This is a genomic window from Leuconostoc sp. XM4, from assembly GCF_055698815.1.
The window spans coordinates 756,206-771,188 of the sequence record NZ_CP134507.1; the positions used below are offsets into that span (position 1 = coordinate 756,206).

Consider the following 14,983-nt stretch of genomic DNA (forward strand, 5'->3'; position numbering starts at 1 on the left):
CCTAATTATTTTTTGTAATTTGTAAACCAGTATAATCTGGTTCTAGTAATAATAGTTTTCCTGGCAAAGCCATGTTTGTCAGCACTTTTAATAACTTAGTTGCATTATCCTTTGATACGAGAGTGATAACAGTCGGACCCGCACCAGAAAGATAGGTGCCGATGATTTCTAGTTGATGGGCAGTATCACGAATAATTTTTAGGTGTGGTGCTAAATGAGCACGAGCCTGTTCATGAAATTGGTCCTTTTCAATTAAAACACGAGCTGTATTGAAATCACCGGCGTTCAATGCTGCGGTTAAAGTATTACTGATAGCGCTGGCAGCAACACTATCTTTAAATGTCATCTTAGCAGGCAATGCATTACGTGCTTCAGTTGTGAGCAGTTCGTAATTCGGAATGAAGGTGATGAAATTAATGTCTTTTGGTAAACTCAATGGTGCATGATAGACCTGCTCGCCATCGTAAAAGGCTGCTACACTACCTCCAAGTAACGCAGGAGCAACATTATCTGGATGACCTTCTAAAGCCGTCGCTTGCTTCAATAAAGCGTCATTACTCAATCGCATATCAGCCAGAACATTGGCCATTGCTAGACCAGCCAACAGCGCAGAAGATGATGAACCCAGTCCGCGTGCAAGTGGAATATCAGATTTTACAACAATACGATGAGGTGTCAAGTTTGGGGCTAATAAGAGTGCTGTTTTGACGATGAAGTTGTTAACATCACTGGGCATATTTGCACCGTAATCATGAATCACTTGCCATTCGGAGGTTTCTTCATACACTTCTAAGGTTAAGTATAGTTTTAAGGCCACGCCAAGAGAATCAAAGCCAGGGCCAATATTGGCGCTAGTAGCTGGTACAGTTATTTTAATCATGAGAAAATTTTATACTCCGCCGCTAAATTAATGCCATCAGCATTTCGGATTGTTGTACGAATAACATTGAGCTGCGCATCAGAGGCAGCGTGTGTCAGAGCAACTAATCGAGCAAAACCATTTTTTGCTGGGGTTTGCTTCAAATCAGTAAAACTTATTTTTGCGGAAGCAAACATACCGGTTACGGAATACATTGCTCCTGGCGTGTCAGCTACTTCTACAACAATAAAACGTCTTGCCACGCGCTGTGAAGGTTTAGCCAAATCTAGATCTTGGTTAAAAGTATTAAATGGTCTTCCTGGCGTATTCAGCGCTAGATTGGTAGCGACATTGGTTAAATCACTTAATACCGAATTAGCAGTAGGCATTTCACCAGCGCCTGGTCCATATAGCATCACTTCACCAACTGACTCACCATTAACTAAAACGGCATTGTTTTCATTGTTAACGGTCGCTAAGGGATGGTTAAACGAAACAAGGTGAGGGGAAACCTCAATACTGAGTGCATTACCAACTCTTTGGGCAACACCAAGCAATTTGATTGCGTAGCCAAAACCATGCGCATCGTTGATATCTGAATCCGTTAAGTCGGCAATACCAGTAATAGTTACGTCATCCATAACAGGTTGCACACCAAACGAAAAGTTAGACAAAATGATTAACTTGTATGCTGCGTCAAAACCTTCCACGTCATTTGTGGGATCAGATTCAGCAAAACCTTTGTCTTGAGCTAATTTAAGGGCTTCTGCATACGTTAAACCATTTGTAGCCATTTGCGTTAGAATAAAGTTACTTGTGCCGTTAATGATACCGGCGACACGTGAAATCTCATCTGCCGTAAAACTGCTTGAAAGCGTACGCAAGATAGGCACGCCACCGGCAACGGCAGCTTCATAATATAAATCAACACCATTCTGGTTGGCTAATTCAGCTAACTCTTGTCCACGACTTGCGATTAAATCTTTGTTTGCCGTGACAACATGCTTTTTTGCCATAAGTGCGCGTTTGATAATATCGTATGCATAATCAATTCCACCCATGACTTCTACTACAATTTGTATTTCGTCATTGCCTAAAATATCCTCAGGATTATCAGTGATTGGAAAATCTTGTGTAAAACCTGTGCGCGGTTTATTAAGATTATGTACGACGGCATGACGTACGACCAAATGAGATCCCGTGCGTTGGGTAATTTGATTAGCGTTTTGTTGTAAAATTTTTACGACACCACTTCCAACTGTGCCGAGACCAAAAAGACCGATGCCTATTTCCATGTGATATTCCCTTTATTTTGAGTATTTTATATATGTTCTTCTTATGATTTTATCATTATAATATCTAAAAATAAACAAATTTGTTATAATTGGATAAATTATAAAAAAAGGAATTTAGTTACTATGAATTATGTATCAACACGTGGACAGGCGCCTGCAGTTACATCTAGCCAAGCAATAATAAACGGTATTGCGCCAGATGGCGGTCTTTACGTTCCAGAAAAATGGCCAAAATTAAAATTAGATTGGAAAAATCTAAGCCAGCAAAGCTATCAAGAAATTGCCACGCAAGTATTTGATGCCTTTTTTGATGATTTTACAGTTCAGGAAATTGACCATATTATTTCAAAATCATATGGCAATCAATGGGATGCTGAGAGCATTGTGACCTTGCACAATGAAAACAAGTTGCACTATATTGAATTGTTTCATGGACCAACCTTAGCATTCAAAGATGTTGCACTACAGGCACTACCACATCTATTAACGACAGCTGCTAAAAAGCAGTCACTAAATGATAAAATTGTTATTTTAACAGCTACATCTGGCGATACAGGAACTGCTGCTATGAGCGGCTTTGCAAATGTTGAAAATACTGAAATAGTTGTTTTTTACCCAGAAGTTGGTGTTAGTGATATTCAGCGTCAACAGATGCAAACTGAAGAGGGACACAATGCTCATGTTACAGCAATAACTGGTAATTTTGATGATGCCCAAAAAGCTGTAAAATCTATTTTGAGCGATGAGAAATTAATTCAGGAATTATCAGAAAAGGGTATGCGTTTTTCATCAGCTAATTCAATTAATATTGGTCGATTAGTACCACAAATTGTGTATTACATTTATGCTTACGCCCAATTAGTAAAAAATGATGTGGTGGTACCAGGAGAAGAAATCAATATTGATGTGCCAACCGGAAACTTTGGTAATGTGCTTGCTTCATATTATGCCAGTCAGTTAGGATTACCAGTTCATCAGTTTACAGTTGCTTCGGATGAAAATAATGTATTAACTGATTTTTTCAACACTGGTATCTATGATCGTCAACGTGATTTTAAAGTCACAAATTCACCGGCAATGGATATCTTAGTATCAAGCAACTTGGAACGGTTGTTGTATTTTGCTAGTGGTCGTAATGATGAAGAAGTTCGCCAGTATATGAAGTCATTAGCTGAAAATGGTCAATATACCTTGACTGATAAAACGCGTAATTATTTGCAAAAATTCACAGCTAAATTTGCGACACAATCTCAAGTGGTTGATACGATTAAAGATGTCTTTGAAAATAGCGGTTACTTAATTGATCCGCATACGGCTGTTGGTCGCTTTGCTTACGAAGAAGAAACACATCAAACGTTACTTGCAGCAACAGCAAGTCCTTATAAGTTTCCACAAACAGTTTTGGCAGCATTGCAGGAAAAAAACGAAGGGGGCGTAGTGGATTTGCAAAAGCTAGCTGAACGAACAAATACAGTTATTCCAGCACAAGTAGCAACGTTATTTGATAAAACTATTGTACACACTAAAATCATCGAGCCTGCGATGATTATGCAATCTATTAAAGACGAACTATCTATCTGATAATTGTGGTATTGTTTGCTATATTATGACATTTTATGATTTAAATCGTTGATTTTTTAATGTATAATTAGGCTATATCAACCAAGGAGAATCAAATGTCATATCAAGAATTAGATCCTATTGTCTGGAGTGCGATTCAACAAGAAAGTGCGCGTCAAAACCGTACAATTGAATTAATCGCTTCTGAGAACTTTACATCGCAAGCCGTACGTGCCGCACAAGGTTCGGTGTTGACAAATAAGTATGCTGAAGGATACCCTTATAAGCGTTATTATGGTGGCACGGAGTACGTGGACGTTGTTGAACAGGTAGCCATCGATCGTTTAAAAGAACTTTTTGGTGCTGAATATGCTAACGTTCAGCCGCATTCTGGTTCCCAAGCGAATGCTGCTGCTTACATGGCATTTTTAAAGCCAGGTGACAAGATATTGGGTATGAGTCTTGACGCTGGTGGACACTTGACACATGGGGCCAAGGTCAGTTTCTCTGGAAAAGTTTATGAATCACATACTTATGGATTAAATTCGGAAACAGAAACCTTAGATTATGAAGCAATTGCCAAGCAAGCACGTGAAGTAAAACCACAGATGATTGTGGCCGGTGCTTCTGCATATTCACGAATCATTGAATTTGATAAGTTTCGTGCGATTGCTGACGAAGTGGGTGCCTATTTAATGGTTGATATGGCGCATATTGCCGGACTTGTAGCTGCTGGGCTACATCCCAATCCAGTAGGCATTGCAGATGTTGTTACATCAACAACACATAAAACATTGCGAGGTCCGCGTGGTGGGGTTATTCTATCACAGGAAAAGTATGCTAAGCAGCTTAATTCAGCTATTTTCCCTGGATCACAAGGTGGACCATTGGAACACATTATTGCAGGTAAAGCAATTGCCTTTGGAGAAGCTTTACAACCTAAATTTAAAGACTACGCACAACAAGTTATTAAAAATGCGCAAGCTATGGCAAAAGTTTTTAATGATACTGAAGATATTCGTGTTGTAGCTGGTGGCACTGACAACCATTTATTCAATTTGGACCTAACTAAAACAGCGTTAAATGGTAAACAAACACAGGAATTATTAGACACAGTTTCAATTACTACAAACAAAGAAGCTCTGCCAAATGAACAATTAAGTCCATTTGTTACATCTGGTATTCGTATTGGAACTGCAGCAATCACAACGCGTGGATTTGATGAAGATGATGCCACTAACGTAGCCGAATTGATTGTGACAGCCATCCATCATTATGATGATGAAAAAGTGCTCAAGCAAGTGAAACGTGAAGCTGAAGCATTAGCAATGACGCATCTATTTGAATAATTTAAAAGCTGGTAAAACCGGCTTTTTTTGGTGAAAAATGCAAACAAAATCAGAATTAAGAATTCAACAAAAAGCAGCTCTTGCTAGAGAAAATCTGATGAAGCGTAAAAGGGAAGAGGAGCAACTTTATGCACTACTTTTCCAGACGCCTGAATGGCAATCTGCTGATAGTATAGCAGTTACTTTGAGCATGGAGTTCGAATTAAATACGAGTCCGATTATTATTAAAGCCTGGGAAAAAAACAAGCGAGTTCTCGTACCAAAAATTATTAATCACAAAATGATTTTTGTGGAAATAGATTCAAATACACGTTATCAAACGGGGATGTTGAACATTAGAGAGCCACTAATAGATAACTATCAGGCCGTTGAACAACTGGATCTGGTAATTGTTCCTGGGTTAGCTTTTACTGTTAGCGGTAAACGTTTAGGTTTTGGGGCTGTATATTATGATCGCTTCTTAGAACACTACGCGGGGCATACAATCAGTGTAGCCTTATCGACGCAATTACTAGATGATTTACCAACAGAAAATCATGATCAAACTGTTCAACGTATTTTGTATGCAAAATAGCTAATTCCTTGGTGTAGCACTATCATCCATTTTTATCAATGTTTGACTTTTGGTAAATGTTTTCTTACAATACCAATATAGTAGGTAAAGGGGAAATTATGCTTGACAAAACAATTTATAAACAGATTTTTAAGTCTAGTTTCGACGCCCCAATCGACGTTGAATTTTGGGATGGGGAAAAGGTAAGTTACGGTCAAGGAGACCCAATTGCCACAATCATCCTTCACGAGGTCATACCGATCAAAGACATTATGGCACATGCCTCGCTCACTTTTGGTGAAGCGTACATGGATGGAAAAATTGAAATTAAAGGTAATCTACAACAGTTGGTTAAGATTGCGTATGATTCCAAAGAAAGTTTTTTGAATGGATCTAAGTTTTCTAAACTTATTCCTAAACACTCACACTCGGAGAATAAGAGTAAAGCAGACGTACAGAGCCATTATGATATTGGTAATGATTTTTATAACATGTGGTTGGATCCCACAATGACTTATTCTTGTGCTTACTTCGTTAGCGAAAAAGATACGCTTGAAGATGCACAATGGAACAAAGTACGCCACATTTTAAATAAACTTCATGCACAATCTGGTGAAACTTTATTAGACATCGGATGTGGCTGGGGCACATTACTGTTCACCGCAGCTAAAGAATACAACTTGGAAGCCACTGGTGTAACACTTAGTCAACAACAGTATGATTTTGTTTCTAATAAGATTAAAGAAGAAGGACTTGAAGGTCGAGTTCATGTTTATTTGGAAGACTATCGTGAGTTAAAAGATACTTATGACCATGTAACTTCTGTTGGTATGTTCGAACACGTCGGGAAAGAAAACTTAGGTGAATACTTCAACCAAGTGAACAACCTTCTCACAGAAAATGGTACAGCCTTAATTCACGGCATTACTGGGCAACATGACGGTGCAGGTGTTGATGCTTGGATCAATAAATACATTTTCCCAGGTGGTTATATCCCAAATATAGCGGAAAACGTGGGACACATTATTGATGCTTCTTTGCAGGTTGATGATATTGAACCGTTGCGTCGTCATTATCAGAAAACATTGGAAATTTGGACAGCTAATTTCCACAAAGTTGAAGAGGAAGTTATTTCAAAATATGGCGAACGTTTTTACAGGATGTGGGATTTATATTTGCAAGCTTGTGCAGGTTCATTTGAATCTGGAAATATTGATGTCGTTCAGTATTTGCTCACCAAAGGGCCTTCTGGTACAAACTTACCAATGACGCGTTCATATATTTATCATGCTGATGTTGCTAGCGGTGTGAAATAGCGTGTAATCTCGTTAGATTAGTAAAAAGCAGTCAACTATGATTAGAAGTTGACTGCTTTTTTATTGATTAAAATTCTTGATAAACTGCCGGATCTTGATTATTTGTCCTGCCATCAGGTTTTGTTAGATCGTTGATACGTTGCATATCAGATGAACTAATTTCAAAATCAAAAAGATCTAGATTACCTTTTTGTCTTGCATAACTACTTGCTTTAGGTATAGGCAATACGCCAAGAGATATTTCCCATTTCAACACGAGCTGACCAATATTCTTGTGGTATTTTTTAGCTAATTCAACTAAAACAGGGTCTTTCAAAATCGCACTTGCACGACCCAATGGGCTCCAAGCCTGTGTTAAAATATTTTGAGTGTTATTGTATTCACGCAATTCCTGTTGATTGAAATAAGGATGCAATTCAACTTGGTTAACAACTGGTAATATATTGGTTTCTTTTTTCAAACGTTCAATATGTTCAGGAAGAAAATTGCAAACACCGATTGATTTAACAAGACCAAACTTTTGCGCCTGAATGAGTGTGTGCCAAGCCTCTAGATAATGATCATCAATCGGGTTGGGCCAATGTAATAGGTACAAATCAAAGTAATCTAACTTACTTCGATACAAGGATTCTTGAATTAGATCAATTGAGTCTTGATAACTACTGTAATACTTCCCTGGAAGCTTTGAGGTGATGATTAATTCATCGCGATTGACATGCGATTGTTGTATAGCTTGTCCAACTGTACCTTCGTTCTGGTAATTAAAGGCAGTGTCGAATAGACGATAACCAGCATCAACTGCGGATAAAATTGATTGTGTTCCTGCAAAGCCATTTAATTTATATGTGCCGAAACCAATTTCTGGTAAGTGTTGACCATCGCTTAGTTCATGAAATGTCATAAATATAGACCTACTTTCTTCGTACTATAATCCCTATAGTAGGTCAAGAATTTAGGAGTTGCAAGAGAATGGTTTGCTCACTAGCAAACAAAAAAACATCATCTAAGTAATGTTTTTAAGTATTAGTATATTTTAATAATTAAAATACCAACCAACATGCCAATAACGCCAATTATTTGATAGATAGAAATTGATTGCTGTTTTGATTGAAATAACCCAAATTGTTGAATGAGCATGGCGCCAATCATAACGCCTAGTGTTGAAATACTAACCGTGAGACCTGGACCTAACGGTAGGATGAGAAGTGACATAAGGGTTACAAAAGCAGCACCAGCTAAACCAGCAAACCAAGATTGTGACAGACGGATACCAATGCGCAAATGACGCCAATTGTTGTTTTTCAAAAAAGCGAGCACGATCAATCCGATTATGAAGGCCCATAATGCGCTAACAGTCGGGCTTTGGATGTAATGACCTAGTTGACCATTAAAGGTAGACTGCACAGTGCATAAAATACCAGCGCTAAAAGCCCAGAGACGATTTAGCATTTGTGATTTTGAATGCTCACTACTTGCCAATTCTATAGCTGAATGTCGAGCCGATAACACCACGGCAATATAAGTGCCAGCTAAAAGAATGATGATACCAATGATGCGAGTCACTGAAACCATAACAACTGTTGTATTAAACCATCCAAAGGTTTCAAAAAACATACCGGATAAAATTTGCCCTAATGTTGGAAACATGACTGTTTCCACAGACCCAATTTTTGGGAAAAGAATAATACAACTTGTAATGAATACCAATCCGAAAAGACCACCTGTTGTCATCCATATTGGTGCTGAGAAGATAAGCTCTATTTTTGAAAAGTCACCCAGAACAACAGTCAGAATGAGCAATAAAAATGAACCAACTATATATGCCATAAAACAAGCAACGAAGGGAGATTTGAGCAAAAAACTTAACTGCGCGTTAACGGCATTTTGAGCAGCCAAAATTAAACCAGCTCCAATGGCAAGTGCAATATATATCATGTACATCAGTTTATCTCCACATGAGCTTGCTGTCGTTCTTTAATTTCTACTGTGTTATCGCCAATAATTATTCGATCACAAATATTTAAAAACAAACCGTGCTCAACAACGCCAACTTGGCTTTCAAGATATTCGGCGAGGGCATATGGATTGTTAATTGTGGTCATATGGCAATCAATAATGTAGTGACCAGCATCAGTGATAACGGGCTTGTTATTTCCGGGATGACGACGTAGCTTGGGAAATAGACCTTTATTGGCAAATTGTCGTAACAACTGACCGCTACCGTAGGGGATAACCTCTACGGGCAGCGGGAAAGAACCTAGCGTGTTGTGCACTTTACTGCGATCAACGATCCAGATATTTTTCTTTGAGTTTTTAGCTACTATTTTCTCCATCAGTAGGGCAGCTCCGCCACCTTTTATACCGTTAAGGTAGGAATCGACTTCATCTGAACCATCAACTGTAACATCAATATGGTCAATGGCATCAATGTCGACAATTGGAATATTTAATTCTGCGCATCGCTGACTAGTAATTGTTGAAGTGGTCACGCCGATGACGTTATATTGAGAAGCAGCTAAAGCATCTAAAAAATAAGAAACAGTTGAACCAGTTCCTAGTCCGATAATCATATCGGTCTGGATATAATTTAAAGCGGCGAGGGCTGCTTGTTTTTTTTGGAAATTTTTTTCATTCATGATAAGCCTAATTCCGCCATAGCAGCATTAGCAAGCAAACCAGCGTCAACGTCTTTTTTATTTGGAATCGAGGCTATTGCACCAGATCGGCTGACGGCTATTGAACTAGCAAAGCAACTACGTCGAATGACACTTGGTAGATTCGACAAGTTGTCGTCAATATTAGCTGAAAAAGTACCAATGAATGTGTCGCCAGCAGCAGTGGTATCAACGGCATTTACCTTGAAAACAGGTAAAATATCTGCCGACCCATTGACATGATAGTAAACACCATCACTGCCAAGTGTAACCACTACGTTGGAAAAACCTACTTTATTTAATTTGGAAGTGAGTGCCGTTAACGATGATTGTTTTGTGGTTGGCTCAGTGTGAGCTAGTGCCGCGGCTTCAGTTTCGTTTGGTATGATTAAATCAGTAGATGAAATAATATTTGAATCAAGATGTGACGTAATAGGTGCCGGATTTAATATAGTTAGTACGCCATTTTTCTTGGCGATATTAAACCCAGCAACAATGGCTTCAGTAGGTACTTCAAGCTGTGCAACGATTACATCAGCATTAGCAATTATATTGCGCGCTTTTTCCACATCGGCGCTGGTTAAATTCATATTTGCACCACCATATACCATAATCGTGTTATGTCCATCTGGCTCCAACATTATAGTGGCGGAACCAGTAAACTGGCTCTTTGTAAAAATATAATCCGTTGATATTCCTTCATCACTTAATAATTGTTTGAAGGCACGTCCACGGTCATCATCACCTACAGCACCGATCATTGTTACATCAGCTCCTTGACGAGCAGCTGCAACTGCCTGATTGGCACCTTTACCACCAAATGTACTTGCTTGATTGTTAACGGTGATGGTTTCTCCTTGGTTAGGTAATCTATCAATCATTTGAATAGTATCAATATTGAGACTACCGAGAACAACAACCTTATTTTTCATAATGATTACTCCTTAAAATATCAAAGTTGGTTAAACGTTTTACTAAATTAAGGGTTGATCACAGTGTACGTTATTTTAAAAATAATGTCAAGAAAAAAAGCAACCATAATGTCTTAATGGTTGTCTTTTGTATTTTTAACTGGCCCGGTCGATTCACGGATAACCAATTTAACATCGAAAAATTCAGTTTGCAAGGGGAGGTTAGGATGATCGAGACGTCGGATAATCATTTTTAAAGCCGTTTCACCAATTTCCCAAACAGGTTGTGCTATGGTAGTTAATGTAGGAATCATAAATTCTGCATAATCTGTATCATCATAACCAATGATGGAAATATCATCAGGGACTTTAATATCTTGATAGGCCAAACCACGCAAAACACCGATAGCCATTTCATCATTCAAAATGAATGCTGCTGTAGATTTACTTTGAATAAGTTGATGAACAGCTGCCAAACCGCCATGTTTTGACAAAGTAGTAGTAATGATTGCTTTTGGCGTTAAATTTGCTGTAGATAATGTGTCTAAGAAACCAGCTCGACGTTGCCGCATGTTATCGGTCAGATTATTTGGTAAAATTAAAGCGATATCTCGATGACCAAGTGACATTAAATGACTGGCTGCCATACTTCCGCCTGTAAATTCATTTGTTTGAACCATATCATGTGCATTTATATCGGCATTTTGATCAAGCACCAGATACGGTATATTACGTTTTTTTAAAAACGTATTAACTTCCGCTCGATTAGGGATGTGCCGGCCAAAAACTAATGCTTCTACGCCACGCTCAACCAAGGAAAAAATTGCATCTTGTAAACTTTCATCGGTTGACCCTAGAAATACTAAATTAACATCAGATGGCGCACTAGCTTGCATGCTTTGAATAATATCGGCAAAAAAAGGCATGCGGAAAGAAGGGACTATGATGCCAATCAAGCGTTTGTGCCTGCCCTTAAGATTTCTTGCAGCGCTGTTAGGAACATAGCCTAACTCATCTCGTGCTTGAAGTACTTTTTCAATCGTTGCCTCAGAAAAACGTTGGCCTTTGTTATTTAAAATTTGAGATACAGCAGCAATGGAAACGCCCGCTTTTTTGGCAACATCTTTTATTGAGATTTTGCGCATCACATTTTACTCCTTAGTTTAAAAACATTGTTCTTAAACTATTGTACCAGTAAAAAATAATTGAAAACGCTTCCATTTTCAAAAAGTTGGTGTTATAATGTTTTTGGTTAAACGTTTTACTAACTTGCATTTTGTTCAAGAGAGGAATAACTTATGTTTTTATTTGCTAATATTCTTGGTATTTTTGTTTTCATTGCCATTGCAGCTCTGTTTTCAAGAGATCGAAAAAATATTCAGTGGAAATCGGTCGGCATTGTGCTGGCACTGGAGATTTTGCTAGCCTGGTTTTTTACTCAATTCAAGGCCGGACAAATCGCTGTGCAAGCTGCAGCTGATGGTTTCAATTGGCTTGTTTCTGTGGCAACACAAGGAATTGCATTTGCGTTACCTGAATGGTTGACTTCCAATAATGGCGGGCCAAACTTTGTGACTTCTGCTTTGTTGCCAATTTTATTGGTTGTGCCCTTGTTTGATATTTTAACCTATATTGGTTTACTACCATGGCTCATTAAGTGGATTGGTAAGGGGCTCGCTTTTATAACTGGACAACCAAAATTTGAAGCATTCTTTTCGATTGAAATGATGTTTCTAGGAAATACAGAGGTCTTAGCTGTTTCAAAAGCACAACTAGATATGATGTCTGCGCGAAGAAACTTTACGCTCGCTATGATGTCGATGAGCTGTGTCACATCGGCCATTATTGGTTCGTATACTCAAATGGTTCCTGGTAAGTATGTTTTAACCGCCATCCCGCTTAATATATTAGGTGCTATTATCATCGCTACGATTTTAAATCCCACTAAAGTGACGCCTGAAGAAGATGTCATCGTCAGTGTTGCATCAGATAATGGTAAAAAGGAGCCTTTCTTTTCATTCTTAGGCGATTCAATTCTTGGTGCTGGAAAGTTGATTTTAATTATTACGGCTACTGTTATTGCGTTTGTTTCTTTGGCGGCACTGATCAATCAGTTGTTCAGTTTAACTGGGCTACACTGGTTAACATTAGAAAATATCTTTGGCGTAATCATGTTCCCATTTGCATGGTTACTGGGATTCAATGTTCAAGAGGCTTTCCAAATTGCGCAATACATGGGCACAAAATTGGTAACTAATGAGTTTGTTGTCATGGGTGAAGTTTCAAAATCAATTATGGCCGGTAAGGGACTCTTTGCAAATGAACATGCACGTATTGTTTTGACGGTTTTCCTTACTAGTTTTGCTAACTTTGGAACCCTGGGCATGATTATTGGTTGTTTCAAAGGCCTTGTCAGCAAAGAAAAAAATGATTACATTAGTGCACGAGTACCATACATGTTGTTGTCAGGGATATTAGTTTCATTATTGTCAGCTGCAACAGCAGGAATGTTCGTTTGGTAATCAAAAGAGAAGTTCTTAAAAGGAGAAATGATGATACCTATAATTTTAGACATGGATCCAGGAATTGATGATGCAGTTGCTCTATCGATTGCCCTCAGCAATTCTAGCATTGATATCAAGCTACTAACAAGTGTTGCTGGAAATGTTAGTGTTGACAAAACAACCAATAATTTATTAAAGTTGACAACATTTTTTCATCAAACGCAGATTCCGGTTGCAAAAGGTGCCGCTGCACCATTGAAAAAAGATTTCTCTGATGCTGCTTATATTCATGGCGAATCGGGTATGCCTGGATATGATTTTCCTCAAGTGACAAAAGAAGCAATTAAATTAGATGCAGTTACTGCAATGGCCGAAGAACTGGAGGCATCGATCGTGCCAATGACTATTGTTGCTACTGGATCATATACGAATATTGCATTGCTGATCCAAAAATATCCAAGTTTACTTCACAAGATTGAAAAATTTGTTTTGATGGGTGGCTCTTTGTCAGGAGGGAATGTGTCTTCAGTTGCAGAATTTAACGTGTTTACTGATCCAGATGCAGCCGACATTGTTTTCAAAAGTGGTGTGCCAATTGTTATGATTGGCCTTGATGTAACGCTCAAGGCGCTATTACCTTTTGAAACAATAGATGCTATTGGTAGTCAAGGGGAAGCAGGTGAAATGTTACAGAAAGTTATGACAGCTTATGGTGATACTGCAGAAGGTGGTAAGCCTATGCATGATGTCAATACAATTTGTTATCTATTAAATCCTGAATTTTATACAGTAAAAGATTACTGGGTTGATATTATTGTTTCTGGACCGGCTGCGGGCGCCACGATTGCCGACACGCAAAATCGATGGTCAGAAGGTCGATTGAATGCACAGGTGGCGGTTGATATTGACACAACAGCGTTTGAAAAGTGGTTTGTTGAACAAGTACCGAAAATGAATCAATATCGTAAAGAGGAAAATTAAAATGGCATCAACAAAAATGATTTTGGACTTGGATACTGGTGTTGATGATGCGCTAGCTTTGGCTTTAGCTGTGTGTGATCCACGAGTGGATTTAATTGGTGTGATTGCTTCTTACGGTAACACACTAATGAAAACTGCAGCACAAAATACATTAGATTTATTACATTTGTTACATGCTGACGAAGTACCTGTATACTTAGGCGAATCACAGGCTTCCACAGTTAATGATTTTGAGGTAATGCCTATATCGAAAGCTATTCATGGTGACAATGGTGTAGGAAATATTTTATTAGAAAAATCGCCGCGATCAATTGAAAAAGAAAGTGGCATTCAGTTCTTAATAAATATGGCTCATCAATACCAAGATGAATTAGTATATGTACCCACTGGACCATTGACGAATTTAGCCAAAGCATTACAAATTGATCCAAAGATTGCACAATTGATTGGGAATACTACATTAATGGGTGGTGCTTTAACGGTTCCTGGCAATGTTACACCATTTACAGAGGCAAATATTAACCAGGACCCGCAGGCCGCAGATCAAGTATTTACTGCTCAAGAACACTTGACAATGGTAGGTTTAGACGTGACCCTTCGTACGCTACTGACAAAGGCACACACAAAAAAGTGGCGTGACTTAGGAACTAAAGCTGGTCAAACATATGCTGATTTGATGGACTATTATATTGATGCTTATGATAATTTAGGTATTGATCACAGGGGAGCGGCCTTACATGATCCTTTAGCCGTTGCGGTAGCGATAGATCCAAGTTATGTTATGACAATTTCATTAAATATGCGCGTGACTCATGATCAAAAAACGAAAGATTATGGCCGAACGATTGGCGATCGGGAGCGGCTACTTGAACCGACAACGACAAAAGTGGCCGTTGGTGTAAAGTCTGAGCGCTTCATACATGACTTCATGGATTTTATGATTGCAGTTTTAAAAAATTAATAAAGTAGAAAGATGGCCATTACGATAAGTAATTTGTTGT

Annotated in this window: 14 protein-coding genes; 7 read left to right on the top strand and 7 right to left on the bottom strand. The window is 38.5% G+C overall.

Going from position 1 to position 14,983, the window contains the following annotated elements; translation table 11 throughout:
- Position 1: 1 nt before the first annotated feature.
- Together thrB and RHP64_RS03870 are read right to left on the bottom strand one after the other, a co-directional pair.
- Positions 2-880 carry a homoserine kinase gene (gene thrB / locus RHP64_RS03865; protein WP_014324545.1) on the bottom strand — a complete coding sequence of 293 codons (879 nt, stop codon included), beginning with the start codon at positions 878-880 and terminating at the stop codon, positions 2-4.
- Positions 877-2,154: a homoserine dehydrogenase gene (locus RHP64_RS03870; RefSeq protein ID WP_004164184.1), complete on the bottom strand. Its 1,278-nt coding sequence runs from the start codon at positions 2,152-2,154 to the stop codon at positions 877-879. Before RHP64_RS03870 ends, thrB begins: the two co-directional genes overlap by 4 nt.
- 123 nt (positions 2,155-2,277) lie before the next feature.
- Between RHP64_RS03870 and thrC the strand changes: the two genes are divergently transcribed.
- From thrC to RHP64_RS03890, 4 genes are all read left to right on the top strand, one after another.
- Positions 2,278-3,735, top strand: coding sequence for a threonine synthase (gene thrC, locus RHP64_RS03875; RefSeq protein ID WP_025267959.1), 1,458 nt, complete (start codon positions 2,278-2,280; stop codon positions 3,733-3,735).
- A 95-nt stretch (positions 3,736-3,830) separates the two neighbouring features.
- Positions 3,831-5,063 carry a serine hydroxymethyltransferase gene (gene glyA, locus RHP64_RS03880; RefSeq protein WP_011679566.1) on the top strand — a complete coding sequence of 411 codons (1,233 nt, stop codon included), beginning with the start codon at positions 3,831-3,833 and terminating at the stop codon, positions 5,061-5,063.
- A 37-nt stretch (positions 5,064-5,100) separates the two neighbouring features.
- Positions 5,101-5,637 (top strand): 5-formyltetrahydrofolate cyclo-ligase, encoded by a 537-nt coding sequence (locus RHP64_RS03885; protein WP_462785064.1) that lies wholly within the window; start codon positions 5,101-5,103, stop codon positions 5,635-5,637.
- 98 nt (positions 5,638-5,735) lie between these two features.
- Positions 5,736-6,932 carry an SAM-dependent methyltransferase gene (locus tag RHP64_RS03890; RefSeq protein WP_025267960.1) on the top strand — a complete coding sequence of 399 codons (1,197 nt, stop codon included), beginning with the start codon at positions 5,736-5,738 and terminating at the stop codon, positions 6,930-6,932.
- Positions 6,933-6,999: 67 nt separating this feature from the next.
- On the opposite strand, the gene RHP64_RS03895 is transcribed toward RHP64_RS03890, so the two are convergent.
- From RHP64_RS03895 to rbsR, 5 genes are all read right to left on the bottom strand, one after another.
- The gene (locus RHP64_RS03895; RefSeq protein ID WP_011679569.1) at positions 7,000-7,833 is read right to left on the bottom strand and encodes an aldo/keto reductase; all 834 of its coding nucleotides are present in this window, start codon (positions 7,831-7,833) and stop codon (positions 7,000-7,002) included.
- A 122-nt stretch (positions 7,834-7,955) separates the two neighbouring features.
- Positions 7,956-8,873 carry a DMT family transporter gene (locus RHP64_RS03900; protein ID WP_025267961.1) on the bottom strand — a complete coding sequence of 306 codons (918 nt, stop codon included), beginning with the start codon at positions 8,871-8,873 and terminating at the stop codon, positions 7,956-7,958.
- Positions 8,873-9,568 carry a ribose-5-phosphate isomerase RpiA gene (gene rpiA / locus RHP64_RS03905; protein ID WP_025267962.1) on the bottom strand — a complete coding sequence of 232 codons (696 nt, stop codon included), beginning with the start codon at positions 9,566-9,568 and terminating at the stop codon, positions 8,873-8,875. Before rpiA ends, RHP64_RS03900 begins: the two co-directional genes overlap by 1 nt.
- Positions 9,565-10,518, bottom strand: a complete 954-nt coding sequence (gene rbsK / locus RHP64_RS03910) for a ribokinase (RefSeq protein WP_462785065.1) — start codon at positions 10,516-10,518, stop codon at positions 9,565-9,567. The genes rpiA and rbsK overlap by 4 nt, the downstream gene beginning before the upstream one ends.
- Before the next feature lie 113 nt (positions 10,519-10,631).
- Positions 10,632-11,642, bottom strand: a complete 1,011-nt coding sequence (rbsR, locus tag RHP64_RS03915; RefSeq protein WP_025267964.1) for a ribose utilization transcriptional repressor RbsR — start codon at positions 11,640-11,642, stop codon at positions 10,632-10,634.
- A 153-nt stretch (positions 11,643-11,795) separates the two neighbouring features.
- On the opposite strand from rbsR, the gene RHP64_RS03920 reads away from it, so the two are divergent.
- The 3 genes from RHP64_RS03920 to RHP64_RS03930 are packed head-to-tail and all read left to right on the top strand — an operon-like array spanning position 11,796 to position 14,943.
- Positions 11,796-13,019, top strand: coding sequence for a NupC/NupG family nucleoside CNT transporter (locus tag RHP64_RS03920; RefSeq protein ID WP_014324551.1), 1,224 nt, complete (start codon positions 11,796-11,798; stop codon positions 13,017-13,019).
- Between the two features lie 30 nt (positions 13,020-13,049).
- Entirely contained in the window at positions 13,050-13,982 is a 933-nt protein-coding gene (gene rihC, locus RHP64_RS03925; protein WP_025267965.1) for a ribonucleoside hydrolase RihC, read from the top strand.
- Between the two features lies 1 nt (position 13,983).
- A complete protein-coding gene (locus tag RHP64_RS03930; protein ID WP_025267966.1) occupies positions 13,984-14,943 on the top strand; it encodes a nucleoside hydrolase in 960 nt (319 codons plus the stop codon).
- The last annotated feature ends 40 nt before the right edge of the window (positions 14,944-14,983 follow it).

Excerpts from the sequence above, each read along its gene's own strand:
- RHP64_RS03885 (WP_462785064.1), top strand. The coding sequence starts at position 5,101 with ATGCAAACAAAATCAGAATTAAGAATTCAACAAAAAGCAGCTCTTGCT.
- rbsK (WP_462785065.1), bottom strand. The coding sequence starts at position 10,518 with ATGAAAAATAAGGTTGTTGTTCTCGGTAGTCTCAATATTGATACTATT.
- RHP64_RS03900 (WP_025267961.1), bottom strand. The coding sequence starts at position 8,873 with ATGTACATGATATATATTGCACTTGCCATTGGAGCTGGTTTAATTTTG.
- rihC (WP_025267965.1), top strand. The coding sequence starts at position 13,050 with ATGATACCTATAATTTTAGACATGGATCCAGGAATTGATGATGCAGTT.
- RHP64_RS03920 (WP_014324551.1), top strand. The coding sequence starts at position 11,796 with ATGTTTTTATTTGCTAATATTCTTGGTATTTTTGTTTTCATTGCCATT.
- RHP64_RS03870 (WP_004164184.1), bottom strand. The coding sequence starts at position 2,154 with ATGGAAATAGGCATCGGTCTTTTTGGTCTCGGCACAGTTGGAAGTGGT.
- rbsR (WP_025267964.1), bottom strand. The coding sequence starts at position 11,642 with ATGCGCAAAATCTCAATAAAAGATGTTGCCAAAAAAGCGGGCGTTTCC.
- RHP64_RS03930 (WP_025267966.1), top strand. The coding sequence starts at position 13,984 with ATGGCATCAACAAAAATGATTTTGGACTTGGATACTGGTGTTGATGAT.
- rpiA (WP_025267962.1), bottom strand. The coding sequence starts at position 9,568 with ATGAATGAAAAAAATTTCCAAAAAAAACAAGCAGCCCTCGCCGCTTTA.
- thrC (WP_025267959.1), top strand. The coding sequence starts at position 2,278 with ATGAATTATGTATCAACACGTGGACAGGCGCCTGCAGTTACATCTAGC.
- RHP64_RS03890 (WP_025267960.1), top strand. The coding sequence starts at position 5,736 with ATGCTTGACAAAACAATTTATAAACAGATTTTTAAGTCTAGTTTCGAC.
- thrB (WP_014324545.1), bottom strand. The coding sequence starts at position 880 with ATGATTAAAATAACTGTACCAGCTACTAGCGCCAATATTGGCCCTGGC.
- glyA (WP_011679566.1), top strand. The coding sequence starts at position 3,831 with ATGTCATATCAAGAATTAGATCCTATTGTCTGGAGTGCGATTCAACAA.
- RHP64_RS03895 (WP_011679569.1), bottom strand. The coding sequence starts at position 7,833 with ATGACATTTCATGAACTAAGCGATGGTCAACACTTACCAGAAATTGGT.